14 protein-coding genes are annotated in these 15,373 nt (G+C 60.7%); 1 reads left to right on the forward strand and 13 read right to left on the reverse strand.

The genetic code is table 11. The annotated features are described in order from the left end of the window. Nucleotides 1-65: 65 nt before the first annotated feature. The 12 genes from ABIA90_RS02520 to ABIA90_RS02575 form a co-directional block, all read right to left on the reverse strand. Entirely contained in the window at nucleotides 66-1,106 is a 1,041-nt protein-coding gene (locus tag ABIA90_RS02520; RefSeq protein WP_063984323.1) for an NAD-dependent epimerase/dehydratase family protein, read from the reverse strand. A gap of 12 nt (nucleotides 1,107-1,118) precedes the next feature. Then, nucleotides 1,119-1,856 carry a sugar transferase gene (locus ABIA90_RS02525; protein ID WP_063984322.1) on the reverse strand — a complete coding sequence of 246 codons (738 nt, stop codon included), beginning with the start codon at nucleotides 1,854-1,856 and terminating at the stop codon, nucleotides 1,119-1,121. Next, complete coding sequence (locus tag ABIA90_RS02530) at nucleotides 1,853-2,992, reverse strand: DegT/DnrJ/EryC1/StrS family aminotransferase (protein WP_354117165.1); 1,140 nt, start codon at nucleotides 2,990-2,992, stop codon at nucleotides 1,853-1,855. The genes ABIA90_RS02525 and ABIA90_RS02530 overlap by 4 nt, the downstream gene beginning before the upstream one ends. A 45-nt stretch (nucleotides 2,993-3,037) precedes the next feature. Next, a complete protein-coding gene (locus ABIA90_RS02535; protein ID WP_063986521.1) occupies nucleotides 3,038-3,754 on the reverse strand; it encodes a nucleotidyltransferase family protein in 717 nt (238 codons plus the stop codon). A 340-nt stretch (nucleotides 3,755-4,094) separates the two neighbouring features. Continuing rightward, entirely contained in the window at nucleotides 4,095-4,373 is a 279-nt protein-coding gene (locus ABIA90_RS02540; protein WP_014496395.1) for an acyl carrier protein, read from the reverse strand. Nucleotides 4,374-4,423: 50 nt separating this feature from the next. Beyond that, nucleotides 4,424-5,986 (reverse strand): class I adenylate-forming enzyme family protein, encoded by a 1,563-nt coding sequence (locus ABIA90_RS02545; protein ID WP_354117166.1) that lies wholly within the window; start codon nucleotides 5,984-5,986, stop codon nucleotides 4,424-4,426. Next, a complete protein-coding gene (gene asnB / locus ABIA90_RS02550) occupies nucleotides 5,983-8,010 on the reverse strand; it encodes an asparagine synthase (glutamine-hydrolyzing) (protein ID WP_354117167.1) in 2,028 nt (675 codons plus the stop codon). Before asnB ends, ABIA90_RS02545 begins: the two co-directional genes overlap by 4 nt. Before the next feature lie 5 nt (nucleotides 8,011-8,015). Next, entirely contained in the window at nucleotides 8,016-9,026 is a 1,011-nt protein-coding gene (nadE, locus tag ABIA90_RS02555) for an NAD(+) synthase (protein WP_354117168.1), read from the reverse strand. Next, complete coding sequence (locus ABIA90_RS02560) at nucleotides 8,980-9,882, reverse strand: thioesterase domain-containing protein (RefSeq protein ID WP_354117169.1); 903 nt, start codon at nucleotides 9,880-9,882, stop codon at nucleotides 8,980-8,982. Before ABIA90_RS02560 ends, nadE begins: the two co-directional genes overlap by 47 nt. After that, on the reverse strand, nucleotides 9,875-10,033 hold the full coding sequence (locus tag ABIA90_RS02565; protein WP_223153622.1) for a hypothetical protein: 159 nt from the start codon (nucleotides 10,031-10,033) through the stop codon (nucleotides 9,875-9,877). Before ABIA90_RS02565 ends, ABIA90_RS02560 begins: the two co-directional genes overlap by 8 nt. Nucleotides 10,034-10,089: 56 nt before the next feature. Further along, a complete protein-coding gene (locus ABIA90_RS02570) occupies nucleotides 10,090-11,394 on the reverse strand; it encodes a lipopolysaccharide biosynthesis protein (RefSeq protein ID WP_166097390.1) in 1,305 nt (434 codons plus the stop codon). A gap of 259 nt (nucleotides 11,395-11,653) precedes the next feature. Then, nucleotides 11,654-12,559: an FkbM family methyltransferase gene (locus tag ABIA90_RS02575; RefSeq protein ID WP_224580795.1), complete on the reverse strand. Its 906-nt coding sequence runs from the start codon at nucleotides 12,557-12,559 to the stop codon at nucleotides 11,654-11,656. Nucleotides 12,560-12,929: 370 nt separating this feature from the next. Between ABIA90_RS02575 and ABIA90_RS02580 the strand changes: the two genes are divergently transcribed. Beyond that, on the forward strand, nucleotides 12,930-13,928 hold the full coding sequence (locus ABIA90_RS02580) for a glycosyltransferase family 2 protein (protein WP_354117170.1): 999 nt from the start codon (nucleotides 12,930-12,932) through the stop codon (nucleotides 13,926-13,928). Nucleotides 13,929-13,946: 18 nt separating this feature from the next. Here the strand turns inward: ABIA90_RS02580 and ABIA90_RS02585 are convergent, their stop codons facing one another. Further along, nucleotides 13,947-15,194 carry a hypothetical protein gene (locus tag ABIA90_RS02585; RefSeq protein WP_354117171.1) on the reverse strand — a complete coding sequence of 416 codons (1,248 nt, stop codon included), beginning with the start codon at nucleotides 15,192-15,194 and terminating at the stop codon, nucleotides 13,947-13,949. Nucleotides 15,195-15,373 lie beyond the last annotated feature (179 nt).

The raw sequence follows: 15,373 nt of genomic DNA on the forward strand, positions 1-15,373 counted from the left end.
GGACGAACTCCCGATGTAACCGAGCCTTCGCCGCTCGCGATTTAGGGACACCGATATCGGATCCTTCAGCCGGCTCTCTTCAAATCCGGGATGAGGGCGGTCGGAAGGAAGATCTCGTAGTTTCCGAAGAAGTGCCTCTGCTCCTCGACGTGGTCGAACAGGCCCTGGCTCAAGGCAGCGAGGATTTCGCTGATCCCTTGCTGAACGCTGATCTCGGGCGTGAAATTCAATACCCGACGGATCTTGTCGAAGTTCACGCGGTAATTCCGGGGATCGGCGCCGCGCTCCTGATAGGTCACCTTCGATCGCGGAATGTGCCGCATGATCTCCTCAACGACCATCAGCTTGGTGAAGTTGTTTTCCTCGCAGCCCACATTGAAGACTTCGAAGGCGACCTTGCTGGTGGGCGCGCGGAGCACTTCCTCGATCGCGCGGGCAAAATCACGAACATGGCAGTAAGGACGCCAGGTGTTGGGATCGAATACCAGCAGTTCTTTTCCCAGGTGCAGTTCACGCACAAATTCGTTCACCGTGAGATCGAAGCGCATTCGCGAGGAAAGACCAAAGGCCGTCGCAAAGCGGAGAACCGTTGGATGGAATCCAGCCTTTCCCTTGAGACCCAGGATCTTCTGCTCCATCTCCACCTTGTGCTTGGCGTAAAGGGAGAGTGGTGCGAGCGGGTAATTCTCGTCGACGGCCGTGTCTACTTCCACTAGCCCATAGTTCGAGCAGGTGGACACGAAGATCAGCCGATCGACCGGATGGTGTTGCATCGCGTCGATGAAGGACGCGACGCCATTGCGATTGATGGCGTGACTTTCATCGGGGTACTTGCTCGTGATCGGATCGCCGACGAGCCCGGCGAGGATAACGACGTCATCCACACCCTTCAATGCTTGATTGGCGAAACGGGGATCGCGAATATCGCCTTGCATGAACTCGTATTGCGGAACGCTCAGATAAGGCCAGGCACAGCTCTCGTTCTTGTAGATGAGCTGATCCAGGCAACGGACGTGCCAACCCTTTCTCAGAAGATGGCCCGTGATCACTGAGCCCACGTAACCAGCACCACCTACCAGAAGCACAGTTCGCTTTTCAGTCGCCATTTGATCACCCGTCTACTTTTGAAATAAGTTCGCACCGACAGACCCGCCAGTTGGCGCTATGCCGCTCTGGCTCTCCGGTCGGGGTCTTCGCATGCGGTTGAGAAGCGGCTCCCCCACGGCGATCCAGCCGGCCTGAACGATCCACCGGAGATCGGACGTGACGGTTCGATTGGAATAATAGGCCAGGTCGATCTTCGCCTTGGCGGGAAACAGAACCTCCCGATAGAAATCCGCCACATTGCCGTCCGGCGGGAACAGCTCATTTTCATGCCGGAAGAGAACCTGGCACGGCCCGACGAGGCCTGGCCGGTGTTCCAGGATCTTTTCGAATCCGTTCCTGAAACAGTCGGCAAATACGAGGGTCTCGGGTCGCGGGCCGACGAAAGACATGTCACCCCGCAGGATGTTCCAGAGCTGCGGCAGCTCATCCAGCTTGAATGCAGCCAGCAGCCCGCCGATCGTCGTCATGCGGTTGTCGTTCACCATCGTGAGCGGACTTCCGCGATCGTCGCAATCGGCTCTGAACTTCCGGAACTTGTACATGCGGAACGGCGCCCCGTTCAGCCCGAGACGGAGTTGCGAATACAGTATCGGTCGCCCGCCTTCGATCCAGACTGCAAGCGCAATGACCAACAGGATCGGCAGCGAGACGAATATGGCCGTCCCGGCACCGAGGACATCGATGACGCGCCGCAAACGCACCGCCGGAGCTGCCGGCCCAGCGCATCCCGCATTGACCGTTTCGCTCATGCCTGTTCGACCTCCGCGGGACAGGTTGCCCGAAGTCCATCCGCGAGGCTGTCTGCCACGTGATCGACGTCGGCGGGAGTCATCGCGGGATGGAGCGGCAAGGTGAGCTCACGTCCGCAAAAATCCTCAGTGTTGGGGAGGCTGATGCCCGGATACTGATCCTGGTAGAACGTCAACCGATGCACCGGGGGATAGTGAATGGTCGTCTGAACGCCGCGCTTGCTGAGCTGCTCGATCAGGGGCTGCCGCGCGCTTGCCGCGGGGAGAACGACCGGCATGAGATGGTGGGCCGATACCCACGACGCGTTGAATGGCACCAGGACCGAAGGGCAACGCTCGGCGAGCCGCCGCCGATAGTGCAGCGACAGATGCCGCCTGGCGTCGTTCCAACCTGCCAACTTACGCAGCTGCACCAGGCCGACCGCGGCGCGCAACTCGTCCATGCGGTAGTTGAATCCAAGAAGTGTCACGTCGTATTCGGGGCTGCGGCTGACGAGGCGCTGGCGCGTGTTGGTGGTCATGCCATGCGACCTGGCGCGCTTGATCATGTCGTTCAAGATCCGGTGACGCGTTATGATTGCGCCGCCTTCAGCAGTCGTCATGTTTTTGTTGCCGTAGAAGGAAAATGCGGCTGCATCGCCAAACGTGCCGACCCCCTTGACGCCGGGCGCATGCGCGGCGTCCTCGATCAGAAGCAGACCCTTGCTGCGAGCGAAGGCCTGCCACTCGTCTCGATCAGCGAGGTAGCCCCCAAAATGCATGAGGATCACCGCTTTCGTCCGCGAAGTGCACTTGCGGAGCGCATCGGCCGCGGACATCAGGGGAACTGCCCCGGATTGGACATCGACGAACACGGGCCGTGCTCCGACGTAGAGCACGGCATTGGCCGTGGCAACGAACGTGAGAGATGGAACGAGGACTTCATCGCCGGGGCCGACTCCGAGCGCATGCAGGATGAGGTGAAGTGCGGCGGTGCATGATCCGACTGCAATTGAGTCCTCGGCGCCATGCATGCGTGCAAACGTCTGCTCGAACTCCCGTACGCGATCCCCCATGGTGATCCAGCCGCTATCGATCGCGGCAACAAGAGCTTCCTTTTCGTCAATTCCCAGGGCCGGTTCTGATACCAACAGCATGTGTTCCTCTTCCCGTTCAGTCCCCATGCGAAGGGTGACGCTGCGTCACGCAGCCGCAGTTGCGAATGCAGTCGATTGCTCGTCCCACGCAATGTCCTGGGCTTTCAGGAAGTCCTCGACCCGGCCAATGTCGAGCCACAGGCCAGTGTGCTTGAAGACGTTGACGCGGGCTTCTTCCTCGAGCATCTGGAACATCAGGTCGTCGAATCCGAAGGGGACGCCCGACGGAATGCGCTCGAGGACGACCGGATTCATGCAGTAGATTCCCATGCTGACGAGGTTCGTCAGCTCCGGCTTCTCGCGAAATCCGGTCACGCGTCCATCGATTTCATCAATCACACCGAAGTCCATCTTCGTGCTCCGAACGGAGGTTCCGATGGTGATGTTGGCGTCGGATTTTCGGTGATTGTGGATCAGCTGGTTCAGGTTCAGGTCTGTCAGGACGTCACCGTTGAGGACCAGGAACGGCTCGTTGAGCTGTTCTCGCAGCAATGACAGCGGGCCGATTGTGCCGAGCGGCTCGAGCTCCTGCGTATACGTGATCTGCATGTTCCACTGGCTGCCGTCACCACAGACGCTGCGGATCAGATGGCCCAGATAACCGGTGGTGACGAAGACCTCTCCGATCCCGTTCCGTCTCAACCATTTGAGAACGAGCTCGAGGACGGGACGGGCGCCGATTGGCATGAGGGGTTTTGGCAAAATGGACGTATGTGGACGAAGTCGAGTTCCTCTGCCGCCGCACTGAACTACCGCTTTCATCTGAACCTCCATGTACTCAAAAAAATACGCTTCAAAAAAAACGAGATATGCTTCTCACGGAAAAAGGTAGGAGCAAACCATGCCTGCGTCTTCGTTCGTTTGCATGAGAGCGTTGGAATCGGACGGCAGAGGAATGCCGGCGGGTAGTCCACGCAGTCGTGCAGTCGAGGCGTACCTCTCCGGAAGACACGGGATTCGCCTTGACCAAGGGCTCATGCGGAGGGGTTCGCGAAGGGCGAAAAAACGCCGCACTCGGCGGCCGGGTGGACCCCCGGGGCGCCAAGCCGCGATCGAGTCACAGGACAGCTCGTTTCCTCTGTTTGCCGAACGCGCCGGTCGGTCAGGTATCGGCGGCCAAGTTAACCTTGCTGGCGATGTAACGTGCCATGCCCCGAATTGAATCGAGATTCTCGGGCAGGATCTCATTGTCGTCGACGGCGATGCCGAAGGTCGTCTCGATGAACCCGACCACCTCGAGCACTCCGGTCGAATCGATGATCCCCTGGTCGAGCAGGGAAGCGTCGTCGTTCAGCGCCGCGATGTCGCTGATGTAGAAATTCGACGTCAGAAAAGCGCGGATTTGCTCCTTGCAGCGGTCGGGTGCCAAGACCAGTGTCATTGCGTTGGTGCTCCATTTGAAAGCGGGTGCGTCGATTGGTCGTCCACAAGCTATCCTGTGATGAGCTCTCTCTTGTTGATCTTGCCCGTATCCGTGCGCGCCAGTTCCGGCACGATAACGACGTACTTGGGGACCATGAAACTCTCGAGGCGCTTGTGACACTCCCGCTGGATCTGCTTGGCGTCGATCGGCCGCACCTGGTCGATGACCACGAAGGCCTTGATCGCGTGACCGAGCAGATCGTCGGGAACGCCGACGACTGCCGCTTCCCTTATGCCGGGAATGTCCAGCAAAGCGCTCTCCACCTCCTTGGGCGCGACCTTCTCGCCGCGAGATTTGATGACCTCGTCGCTCCGGCTGACGAAGTACAGATATCCGTCGGCGTCCATCTGGCAGAAGTCGCCGGTGTAAAGCACCTGCTCGCCGGGAAGCGGTCCGGGCTTGAGTTTCTTCGCAGTAGCTTCGGGCTTTCGCCAATAGCCCTTCATGACGGTCGCACCGCGGATCACCAGCTGGCCGGCGACGCCGGCGCCGACCCGTTGATCACGCTCGTCGACGATCCACATTTCGGTATTCGGGATGGCAATTCCTACGCTCGACGGCTTCCGATCGAGATCCTCCGGCGGCAGGTAGGTGCAGCGTTTGCATTCGGTAAGACCGTACATGGAGTAGATGCGGGCGCCGGGGAACGTGTGTCTCAGCTGCGCCAGGTGCCGGACCGGCAGTGCGGCACCGGTGCTTGTCACGTAGCGAATGCTGGATAGATCGTAACTCTTCAACGACTCTAGCTGCAGCAGAGTCGAGAACATCGTCGGCACGCCGGGAAAACCCGTCACTCTCTCTTCTGCAATACGCCGGAGCGTCTCGGCGGGGAAAGCAAACGAGCGCTCGAGAACAAGGCGCGCCCCGGCGCGTACGGCCATGATCATCTGATACAGGCCGTAGTCGAAGGCGAGCGGCAGAGCGTTGAGGATGACCTCATCGTCACGGACGTCCAGATACGACGAAACCGACGTACACGCCGTCATCATGTTCCGGTGCGTCAGCATCACCCCTTTGGGCTCGCCGGTCGAGCCCGAGGTGTAGACAATGGCGGCGAGATCGATATCGATGCAGCGGCGTGCGGGTGCTGCGTCGTGCTCGGTGGCTGTTACAGTGCTCCATCGCACGGCATGCGGCAGTGCGTTCAAATCCGCGTCGTCGATGGGGCCGAACACGATCACGCGGCGCAAGGACGGGCAATGTCGCGCAGGTTCGCGGAACGTCGCATAGAGGCGCGTTTGCGTAATGAGCGCAGTCGGCTGGCAGTCGTTGAGGAGATAGCCGAGCTTGTCGGGTTTCGTGAGAGGATTGATGAGGCATACGATCGCGTTGGCCTTGAGGACGGCCCAGAAACTGACGGCTGCCTCGACGGTGTTGTCGGCAAAGATCATCACACGATCGCCGCGCTCGACGCCGGCCTCGACCAGGTGGTGCGCGACCGCATTCGACCACGCCTCGAGCTGGTCGTAGGTGACCCGATGACCGTCGCAGACGAGCGCGACCTTCGCGCCGTCTTGATGGGCCGCGTGGATCAGGTAATCGTGCAGGAGCGGCACAGGATCGTTGATCATGCGTAAACTCCCGGTACGTCCTGGTGGTCGACGTCCACGCTGAGCTCGAGACGGTGCGGTGCTTCCTGCCGGTCCGCGACGAACTGCTGGAACAGGAGCTGAGTGGACAGGACGCCGACGAGCGCCATGTTGTCGAAATTGGACAGGTCGCCATCGCCGGCGTGTGCATGGGCTTGGCATTTGGTGCGCAGCCGCTCGACCGCCACCGGGTCGAAGATGTTGGCGGCGCGGACGCTTGCAGTTGAAAGAGCTTCGTCGACATAAGGGGGGGCATCCCTGTCGACGAAGCAGAGCGCATTGGGGGTCCGGTAGGGCTGCTTCTTGCGTGTGACGATCTCTGGTGGAACCTGCGACTGCGTGACACGCTTAAGGACGTGCTTCTCGTCGAGGATACGAAGTTTGCAGGCGTCGGGAAGGGAGTTCGCGAGCTCGACGACGTCGTCGTCAAGGAATGGAAAGCGTCCCTCAACCGAGTGCGCCATCAGCATCCGGTCTCCCTGGGAGGAGAGCAGGTACCCGGCCAGGAGCGTCTTGGTCTCGAGGTACTGATCTTGTGCAAGCGGCGTCCAGCGGGAAAAATCCGGTGGCAGACGATCGAGCAGTTCGGTCACCGGGTCGGCTCGCGAAGTCGCCGCGCGCATGTCTGCGGAGAACAGGCGCTTGATCGCGCTCGTGCTGCGCCAACGCGGAGAGTGAGCGAAGCCGGGCGTATCCGGGGCAGAAATGCCGTGTCCGAAGAACTTTAGCGCGATGGCCTGCATGTGGACCGGCGATCGCGAGATGTAGGGATAGAGCCGGCTCAGGAGGGCGGCGCGCCGCGTTGAAGCCGGCTGGCGGCCCCAGAAACGGCGGATCTTGCCTTCGCGAAACACATCGTAGCCGGCGAACATTTCATCTGCGCCTTCGCCGGTCAGCACGACCTTGATGCCGCGCTCGCGTACGAGCTTCGAGAGCAGGAACAGCGGTGCTGGGGCGGTCCTCAGGATTGGCCGCTCAGTGTGATAGATGACCTTGGGAAATACCTCGGCGATATCCTGCCGCGAGACCATGAGCTCGTGGTGCTCGCTCGCAATCGTGCGTGCCATTAGGCGTTGATATGAGGTCTCGTCATACTCAGCGTCGGAAAAGCGCACGGAAAACGTCTGGAAGCGCCTGCCCGCAAACCGGCTCCCCAATGCCGCAACAAGCGAACTGTCGAGGCCACCGGAGAGATAGCTTCCCACGGGGACGTCGGACCGGACCATTCGGAGCGCCGTAGCCGCCTCCAGTGCACTACGCACAGAATCGATCACATCGTCATTGCAGCCGGCGGACGAAACGCGATGGTCGTCGGACCGGGTCGCATAGCACGGAGTCCAGAATGCGCGGTCCCGGACCGCGCCGCGCACGTAACTGCGGACGTGTCCCGGTTCAATTTCCGTGATCCCCTGAAACACGCTTTGCGGCGGCACGCTACTCCAGAAGGTAAAGGTCTGGTCGATGCCTGCTGGATCGAACGCTCGAGGGATTGCCGGATTTGCCGCGAAGATGGCCTTGATCTCACTGGCGAAGTAGAGTTGGCCTTGGTGGTTGCAGATATAGAGCGGGCAGATTCCGGTCCGGTCACGGGACAAAACGAGGCGGTTGGCGGAGGCGTCCCAGATGGCAAGGGCCCATTGCCCGTTCATCCGTTCGAATGCTGCCTCGCCCCAGGCGCGATAGGCCTGAATCACGACCTCCGTGTCGCTGCGGGTGCGGAAGCGATGGCCGAGCGAGATCAGCTGCTCGCGCAGCTCGACATAGTTGAAGATCTCGCCGTTGAACACGATCCAGGCGGGGCCGCCGGGATCGGAGAGAGGCTGTTGTCCGCCCGCTATGTCGATGATCGAGAGCCGGGCGTGCGCCAGGCCCGCGCGTTGGTCCCGGTAGAGGCCTCGCTCGTCCGGCCCGCGATGTGCAAGCGCCCCGACCATCCGCAAGAGCGCTCTCCGCGAAGGACTCGGAGCGTTCGCACTCAGCGCCACGATGCCGGCGATGCCGCACATGCCGTCTAGTCCTCGATTACCGCATCAACGAGTAGAGGCGGGCTGTGAAGATAGCGCGTCGCCCGTCGCTTGGAAGTGATGTCCTTGAAGACCTTCTGCACCTGCGCTGTGGCCAGACCTACGGCCTCGGCCACGTTGTCGGCGGAAATGCCGTGGTTGACCGCGTACATGCAAACATCAGTCAATCGATAAGGGGCAGCGAAATAGAACTCCTCCTGGCTTTGCGGCAGCGAGAATGTGTCGGACGTCGGCGGCCGTCGCCTGATCTCGTCGTCGATGCCAAGGTATTCGGCCAGTTGGTAGACCTGGCTCTTGTAGAGATGCGCAATCGGCATGACGTCCGCATCCCCGTCACCCTGCTTCACGAAGAAGCCCTGATCGTGCTCGAGCCGGTTTGGCGTACCTATCACGGCATATTTCAGACGGTCCGCGTGATAGTACTCGGTCATCTTGCGGACCCGTTGTTTGTAGTTGGTTGCAGCAACGATCTGCAGGTAGACCTCGGGCGGAAGACGCACGGTGGAGGTTTCGCCGTCCGGGTCTTGTACGGTCAGACGGGTGATGTTGAGGCCGGCGCTCTCCGAGCCCGAGCCAAGCACCAGCTTGCACTTCCAGTCGATTCCATACTCGGGTACGACGGCTTGGATCGCCTCTCGCTGCCGGCGGTATGCGCCCAATGCTTCGAGAGCCGGTGCGATGTCTTCGACAACCGTCGTGAGGCGCAGTTGCGTGGCGACGGCCCGGCCGAGCCTCAGCGAATCGGAAGACGAATCGCGCTCGGGCATCAGCAGACCAAGGACCTTCGTATTTCCAAATGCGCGCGCACAGAGCGCTGCGACCACCGAGCTGTCGATGCCGCCGGAAAGCCCGACGATGGCTCCGCGTCGGCCAAGCACGCCAAGGACACGGTCGCGCAAGAACGCGACGATGCGCGCGACTTCGGATGGTGCATCCAGGACCAGGGCGTCTTTACTGAACGCGGGTTCGGTTTGGCTGTGGGCTGCTTGCAAGGTCACTTGAACAATCCGCCTCTCTCTGGGGAAACTCGGCCGGTGAGTAGGTTTGCGACAGCGCCTTCTGGACGAGGTGCAAGTTCATCGCGAGGTAAGGCGGCATGACCAGATCGGTGTGAGTGCCTGCGCTTGGGACGACATCGATCTGGGCAAACGCACGATCCCATCCCAGAGTTTGCGGCATCTTCTTTCGCTGGCATCGGAACAGAACGGCGGAGAACGGCAGCATCGATTTCGGCTCCGCCAACCAGCGGAAGTAGGCCTTCGCGCGCAAGACTTCCTGCAATTCCTGCTTGAGCCTGAAAGACGTGAGATCGAACTGCCCCTTCGCGCGGCGATCAAGCATCCGGGCCAGGTTAGCTTCATGGCCGATCGCAACGGTTGCCTTGGCGAGGGCCCGGCAGACCATCCGGGGCGCGGTGACCCGGTTGTTGCGGATTCGACGGATCGTGCGGGTCAACGTCTCCCATGCAGAACTGCGCTCGCCCATGAGGCTGGTATCGAGAATTCCGAAAAACTTCACCGAGCGGCCGGCGGCAAACATTCGCGTCGCGACCTCGAAGGCGACCGCCCCACCGAGGGAATGACCGAGAAGTCTGATGTGGCCGCGCGGCTGGATGCGATTGATCTGCTCCACGGCAGCAGCAGCCATATCGCAAACGCTGTCCTGACCCTGCAATATCTTGCCGAGATCCGGGTAGCGGATCGGAACGACATGTGCAATTTCGCGGATTGAGGCTGTCAGGGCGGCGAGGCTGGCTCCATAACCAAGTGAGCCGGGCAGTAGGAAAAGCACGGGCGGCGCCGCCGCCACAATGCACGAGGGCGGAGAAGCCAAATCCTCGCCTGTATCAATCAATGGCCGTAGCTTCATTGGCATGCAACCGACTGACCGAGCTCCAAAATTGGAGTATGAAGACGTTGAAAATCCTCTCATCATTCATTTGCATGAAGCACATGGTCGCGCCCAGGAAATTGGTTATTTTTGCTCCAGCGCGTCTGTCGTCCATGTGCCGCCTCCTCGAGCGGACGCGAAGTTCGGGGCATGCTCTCTCGACCCTCTGGGTCACACAGGCCCATTGATCGGTGCGCCCGACGTCCGCGCGCCGCCAGGCCCATTCAAGAGAAACAGCGCCACGATAATTCCCAGGGCGTAGCCGGTAGCTCCTCCGGCGGCCATCATGTAGATCACCTGCAACGGGTCGAGGCCGAGGTGAGCACCGATGAGAAGTGGGCCAAATACAAACACGGCCCGCACCAGATCAACCAGCAGACGCAGTTCCTGACGGCGAAAAAGAGTCGGAACTTCCTGAATGGGCGTCGACAAGGCTTGTGCGGCGCACATGAGCGCCAGGGCGCCCATGATCTGACCCGTAGGTATCCAGGATTCTCCGAGCAGCGGAACGACGACGTAGGGGGAGATAAATCCAAGGCCGAGCACCGGCAGAACGATCAGGCCGGCCGCAACGACCAACAGGCCGCATGCGGTGCCGAGCAGATGATGACGGTCGAAGTCTTTGCTGGCCTCGGCGACGAAGACATTGCTGAGCGGCAAGGCGATCAGGGTGACCGGACCGGTCACGAGACGGGCGGCGACGCCAAAATGCCCTGCGAATGCGGTACCGAATAGCGAACCTATGAAGATTGCGGGGAGATTGATGATCGCGAATCCCGCAAGGGCGGAGGGCAGCTCGAACAGGGGAAATTTGTACTCTCGCCGCGCCGTCGCCGCGACCGAACCCCACGGGGCTTGCGCGATGCGGCGGATGTCCTCCCATTTCAGGAGCCGGACGCAGAGAAATGCGATCAACACAGCCTGGCTCAGGATGTGGGCTTGGATCATTGCGCCGTCCCCGAGGTGCGCGAGGCCGAAGCTCACCTGGAGCACTGCCATCGACGCCGGCAGGATCAGGCGGCCCATGCCGAAGTCACGCATATGATTGAAGCGCAAGCACCAACAGTTCATTGCGTCGGCAACGCCAACCGCAGCCATCCCGATGGGTACGAGGTAGGTAAGATGTTGCAGTCGTGCTGGCACCACGTCCGACAGCAGGTATCCCGCGGTAAGCACAACAGAGGTTGTAAAGCAGACCGCCACGAGCGTGAGCTTGAGCGCGACCAGCGCGTGAGCTCTGTCCTCAACCACATACAGAGACGTGCTGAAGCGAAGTCCGGCTATCGCGCCGACGATGTTTACGATTGAGAGATAGATCGTGAAGATTCCAAAATCCTCCGGCGAATAGAGCCGGGTGAGGATAGGAATGGCCGCTACGAGCATGAGCTGGCCGGTGAGTGCGAGGGCGGAGACGCCCGCCGCTGCACGAACAAGAGCCCCTGTCCGCGTCGGACCGGTCGCCGGTTTCGCGGCCATGAAGAACTTCCTCGGTCCAGAATTCATTTCAAAAACGGCAAGATCGTCGCGACGACGGTGCGATCTATTTCGATTCGATCGTAGGATGGAGAGGGGTGCGCGCCATCATTCGTTCGCATGACGCTGACTGAAGTGTCGCGGAATCGAAGGAGAGTTTGCATGAACAGCTCGTGCTTGCGGAATAGACGACGCATGGAGCCCGATCGTGGGGCCGGAACCCAGCTGTGATGCGCGTGGCTTGTGGGCGGATGATGGATGCTCACGCAAGCCGCGCCGACGGGAGACGCCGATCTACAGGCGATGGGGACGTGAGCTGTGCAAGCCGAAGGCCGGTCCGCGCGAGCAAGTCCGACAAGGCGGATGGTCTGACGGCGATCAGGTTATCGTCGTCCGGTCCTGGTATGTCGGGAGACGCCGGCTCGAGTCGTCCCGCCCTGAGATGGAAGAGCTCAAACCCGTGATCGGTCAGTCGGTCATACAGCTCCGCACGCGAGGTGCCGGCCCGCCGAAGGTTGAGCTCAGAATCCTCTATGTACAGACATCGGCAATTGGAAATGGTCTGGGCGGCGCCCTTGAGAAGATCGACTTCGAACCCTTCGACATCGACCTTCAGGAGATCGATCGCCCGATTTCCGACGATCGAATCGAGCGTTCGTACTGGAACTCGGAGCGCCGCGATGCCGGCCGGAGGAGTAGCGCATGCGAAGTTCATGTCGTCACTCCGAAAGTCCGTGAAGACGAGCTCGCCTTCCGTGCTGCCGATCGCGGTGTTGTGGACCTCGACGGTCAATCCGTTCAGGCGAATGTTGCCCAGCAGGTATTTGCAGATGCGCGGATGTGCTTCGATAGCGATGACTCGTCCGGATCGGGCAACCCGCATGGCGGCCGCGAGGCTCAACTGTCCGACATTCGCGCCGACATCGACGAAGGTTTCTCCGGGCTGCAGGTAAGATCCGACGAAGTCGGCGTCTTCGGCGCGAAGGTTCCGGTTGCGCCAGAGTCCTGCGGACATGGAGCTGGGATAGAAACGCATTCTGTATCCGGCAGGAAAGCCGAAGGTGATAAAGCGGCACAGTCCGCTCACCCACAGTCCGCGCGATAGCAGGAACCGAGCCTTGTCGGGCTCCTCTTGAATTCGAGCGAGCAGTTGATGCAATTTGTGCAAGGGGCCACCCATCTCTAGCGGTTAGCTGCTCGGGAGAGCGTAGGCTGACCGGAGCGCCCGGCCATCCTTCATTTGCATGATGGTATCGATCGTTCGATTCCGGATCTCCCGGCTCCGCCGTGATCCTGCCGACCGAGCTGGCCGTTTCGAGACCTCGTGTCTGGGGATGGTCATCGTCATGCGAATGAAGGATGACCAGTCCCATGCCGCTACCTAGCGTTCGTCGTGTGTAATTCGGTCGGTCTTGACGTTCACTGCTCATCAAGAAGGACGCGGTGCAACGCGATGAGGTCGGTTTTCTGCGGAGCCGATCGCGGGTTCGTCAGGGTCGACTGCTTGAATGACATGAACTGAGCTCGAGGGAAAAGCGATGAACCTGTTGCAGCACGACGGGTCGGAGGGCATTCGAGATCCGGACGCCCGCCCCATGATTTCGGTGGCCATACCAACCTTCCGTCGACCGGATATGATACGCCGTACGATTGAAAGCGTGCTGCAGCAGAATTACGCCGACTGGGAGATGGTGATCAGCGACGACGAAGGTCCAAAAGGCGTCAGTTGGAGCATTCTGTCTGAATACGCTCAGAGCGATTCCCGTATTCGAATTGTCCAGAACCACCGAGGACGGGGCCAGGTTGAGAATACGAACAGCGCGATGCTCGCATGCCGCGGCCACTGGATCAAAGTGTTGCATGACGACGACTGGCTGGTGCCGGGATCGCTCGAGACTTTTGCGGAATTGGCGAGGACGTACCCCACCGCTGCGTTCATGACCTCCACATCTCATCTCGTTCAGGATGAAGGCATAAAATACCGCCGGGGAGGGCAGGTCACGCGGTATTCGAGCCAGCAGTGCCTGACTGATCTCTATTTGGTCGGCAAGACCCGGGTGCTGGGAATTGTTCCGTCGACCCTGCTGATCAACAGCGAGGTCATCCAGGCGGGTTGTCTGATGCGAAACTACAAGTCGATCCGGTGGGGAGTGGACCAGCTGTTCTTCGTCGACCTCGCCTGTCATGGCGACATGGTGGCGATCGACGACGGCCTGATCTTCTACGATATGACGGACCACGCGAACATTACCGCTTCCAAATCGTTCTCTCAGATCGATGAGGAGACCCTCGATCTCAAGAATCTGACCTGGAGCCTGGTCGAGGACAAGCAAGGGCTTCCGGATCCTGAGACGGTCGTGCGTGCATTGCGGGTTGCAAGATTGCGCGGAAGATTTCGCCACCAGTCCTGGGGCGCGACGATCCGGGACGCGCTCCAGATCCTGCGCCCCTCGGTTATCAAGGCAGCCAACAAGGCGATCCGGGCGCGAGCGCGTACATCGGCAGCGGGCTCATTAGCTCGTGTGGGTCACGCCTGACGGAGCCGCCGCCGATCATTATCGGGACAAGGCGCTGGTCCGATCGGGGGCATCGAGACGTGTTACGAAGTCGAACACGGGGCCGCCCGCTACCCCCCAATTGCTCGACCAGATCACCTGGGAACCGTCAGGCGACGGCGAGCCGTGAGTCTCGCTCCAGTAGTCGTGCGGGACGTTGCGTGTGTACGCGATGCGTCGGAATTCGCCACTGCCGTCAATTCGCAGAGCAATGACTTCCCGAGCGAAGGGCGCAAACTTTGGTAGCTGGGCGATCTCGGCTGGATCGCCACCATAGCTTAGAATCACCCAGCCGGGCCAGTGGATCGCGCGCGTGGACGCATGCGAGGCCTCTCCACGCGGAGCAAGGGCGGTAACCACGCCGTCATCCAGCCGGCGCTTGATCACCTGGTATATGTCGGGATCAGCTTTGCTGATTCCGACGTATACCTCGCGTCCGTCTGTGTCCACGGCCATGTCGCCATGACTCGGACGATGATGTTCGGTCCAGCTCTGCACCAGATCGCCTGCGACGGTATAGATGAATGCCTCATCCTTTCCGTCGACCCATCGGCTGCATCTGATGTAGCTGCCCAGGGCAGATATCTCGCAAACGCCGTCTCGCCCGGGCAGTTTTCCCACTTCGATATCCGGAAACTTCTGTCGGCTCACGAGGTCAAACGCGAATGCGACGACGACGCCGTCGGCGCGCGTGCCTCGCACGGCGATGCGCCGGCCGTCCTGAGAGGGATTGCCCTTGCCCGGTCCGAACTGAAGGCCGCGATAGCCCTCGGCCATCATCATGATCTCTTCGGCATTGGTTCGCGGCGTCCAGAGCGAGATCTTGCGTCCGATCACGCATATCATGCGCTCGGGATCGCGCGGGTGCCATTCGCACTCGTCTTCGCGTTGCCGACGGAACAACGGAACGTAAGTCCGTCCGTCCAGAAAGCAGAGCCCGTTACAGCCGTTGGCGATCAGAAGCAGAGTCTGGTCGGCGTTCCAGGCCTGCGCGCTCGAATATCGGTGGGTGCAATAGGCTCGTTGGCAGGCCAGGCCAGCGCCCAAGGGCCCCGGGGTTGTTATCCGGACGATCGTGGCGCCGGTGTCGGGATCGGTGACCGGAACGAGATAGTCGGGCAAGTTCATGCTGCTGGCAGTAGTCAGCTTGGTCTTTGCAAGCGTCTGTGCGGCGGCGATGCCCGCCAATGCAAGCACGACGGCCACGGCGCCGGCCAGGCCAATTCGCGTGTAGAGGGACGGAGACATCCGTATCTTGCTCCATGGCAAGCAGGGGGCTCGGATCATCCGGGTGGGCAAGCGATCGATACAAGGTTCGATGCTTGCCGGTCACCAGGCTCCTGCGGGGACCAGGACTATTGGTTCGACGATGCGTTCTAGCCGCTCGGTCCCAGCGCGCATCATTTGAATGCAGGAGACGCCCCACG

The organism is Bradyrhizobium sp. LA6.8 (assembly GCF_040547935.1).
GTDB classification, from domain to species: Bacteria; Pseudomonadota; Alphaproteobacteria; order Rhizobiales; family Xanthobacteraceae; genus Bradyrhizobium; species Bradyrhizobium barranii.

Bases quoted from the DNA above. Each gene is read 5' to 3' on its own strand.
- ABIA90_RS02520 (WP_063984323.1), bottom strand. From the start codon at position 1,106: ATGGCGACTGAAAAGCGAACTGTGCTTCTGGTAGGTGGTGCTGGTTAC.
- ABIA90_RS02525 (WP_063984322.1), bottom strand. From the start codon at position 1,856: ATGAGCGAAACGGTCAATGCGGGATGCGCTGGGCCGGCAGCTCCGGCG.
- ABIA90_RS02530 (WP_354117165.1), bottom strand. From the start codon at position 2,992: ATGCTGTTGGTATCAGAACCGGCCCTGGGAATTGACGAAAAGGAAGCT.
- ABIA90_RS02535 (WP_063986521.1), bottom strand. From the start codon at position 3,754: ATGAAAGCGGTAGTTCAGTGCGGCGGCAGAGGAACTCGACTTCGTCCA.
- ABIA90_RS02540 (WP_014496395.1), bottom strand. From the start codon at position 4,373: ATGACACTGGTCTTGGCACCCGACCGCTGCAAGGAGCAAATCCGCGCT.
- ABIA90_RS02545 (WP_354117166.1), bottom strand. From the start codon at position 5,986: ATGATCAACGATCCTGTGCCGCTCCTGCACGATTACCTGATCCACGCG.
- asnB (WP_354117167.1), bottom strand. From the start codon at position 8,010: ATGTGCGGCATCGCCGGCATCGTGGCGCTGAGTGCGAACGCTCCGAGT.
- ABIA90_RS02565 (WP_223153622.1), bottom strand. From the start codon at position 10,033: ATGGACGACAGACGCGCTGGAGCAAAAATAACCAATTTCCTGGGCGCG.
- ABIA90_RS02570 (WP_166097390.1), bottom strand. From the start codon at position 11,394: ATGGCCGCGAAACCGGCGACCGGTCCGACGCGGACAGGGGCTCTTGTT.
- ABIA90_RS02580 (WP_354117170.1), top strand. From the start codon at position 12,930: ATGAACCTGTTGCAGCACGACGGGTCGGAGGGCATTCGAGATCCGGAC.
- ABIA90_RS02585 (WP_354117171.1), bottom strand. From the start codon at position 15,194: ATGTCTCCGTCCCTCTACACGCGAATTGGCCTGGCCGGCGCCGTGGCC.